Annotated in this window: 1 protein-coding gene; it reads right to left on the bottom strand. The window is 58.9% G+C overall.

The window, feature by feature from the left end:
• Positions 1-237 precede the first annotated feature (237 nt).
• The gene (locus AC2FJF_RS24335; protein ID WP_282169972.1) at positions 238-1278 is read right to left on the bottom strand and encodes an IS110 family RNA-guided transposase; all 1041 of its coding nucleotides are present in this window, start codon (positions 1276-1278) and stop codon (positions 238-240) included.
• Positions 1279-1369 lie beyond the last annotated feature (91 nt).

Below are 1369 nucleotides of genomic sequence, written 5' to 3' on the forward strand. Positions count from 1 at the left end.
AAGCGGTTCTCTGATCGCGGTATTGTCAAGGGCGTTGGATTTGTTGTCCGCCGGGGTCTTGGTTCTCTCCGAAGTCAGGTGATGCTGCTTCATGATGGCGTCCGGGGCTGATCGTCTGGAATGTCATTCACGAGGTTGATGCTGGTTGCGCCACCTCGACCGCTTTACGCGAGATCGATCTGCCTCCGTCCCGGAGGACGCCAAACCCACCCTATCCTCGGGCGGGCTTTCTGGTTGTCAGCTTGCAGGCTCCTTTGTCCAATTGAAATCTGTCCCGTCGCGCCAGATCGCGTGGAGGATCACCGCGATTTTGCGCGCGGTGGCCACAGCGGCCTTCTTGAAGCCTTTTCGCGTACTGAGCCGGATTGCCCAGGATTTGAGGGCTGAGAACCGCCTGACCTGTGTCATCAAGGACGTGGCGGCGGAAACAAGCAATCGACGCATCTCGGCATCCCCGCACTTGGAGATGCGGCCTGTTCTGTCGATCTCACCGGATTGATATCGTCTTGGTGTCAGCCCCAGGAACGCGCCGACATCGCGCGACCGGCGGAACCGGCTTGCATCATCTATTGTCGCAATGAAATTCAACGCAACCAGCGGCCCCACACCCGGCACGGTCATGAGGCGCCGCGCCAGTGGGTTCTGTTTGGCGACATGTATCAATTCATCACCCAGCATTTCCGCCGAGGCGCAAAGCTTTTTGTGGATCGGGATCATCGTTTGCGCCAGCAGCTCCAACATTGGATCACAAGAACCAGCCTCGGCCAGCTGGTCGCGGAACCCTTGTCGATAGTGCGCGCGCAGGACAGGCCCCATGCGGATGCCGAAAGTCTTCAGGACGCCCCGGATATGAGCTTCAAGATCCTTGCGCATGCGGATCAATCTCTCCCGCGCTGCAACCAGTGCTCGCACGCGGTCCGACGCTTCACTGCGAATGTGGACCTCGGTGAACCAGCCGGTCCGCGCCAACTGTGCCAACCCTTCCGCGTCTGCCTTGTCTGACTTGTTGAGGCGCGCCGACAGAGCCTTATGCGCCATGCGCGCGTCGATACAGGTGATCGGCACAGCTCGGCGCGCAAGTTCACGCGTCAGCCAAGTGGCCATTATCCCGCTTTCATGCACGACGCGCTCCACATCGGGGGCTCTCCGCGAAATGTATTCCGCAATGGTATCTGGTTCGGTCGGAATAGACGCGCGATGCAAGACCGTGCCTTCCGCATCCACAACGCAAACCGAGACCTCTTTCAATGAAACGTCGAGACCAACATAATGGCTCATGGTCGTTCTCCTCACGGCTTTTGATTGGTGAGGCTGATAATATCAGGCCTCGTTTGCCCAAGGAGAGCGACCACCGCGATCACACCATGTC

It is taken from the genome of Ruegeria sp. CDSB013 (genome assembly GCF_059611165.1).

What these genes read in the sequence shown, in the direction of transcription:
- AC2FJF_RS24335 (WP_282169972.1), bottom strand. Translation starts at nt 1,278, where the DNA reads ATGAGCCATTATGTTGGTCTCGACGTTTCATTGAAAGAGGTCTCGGTT.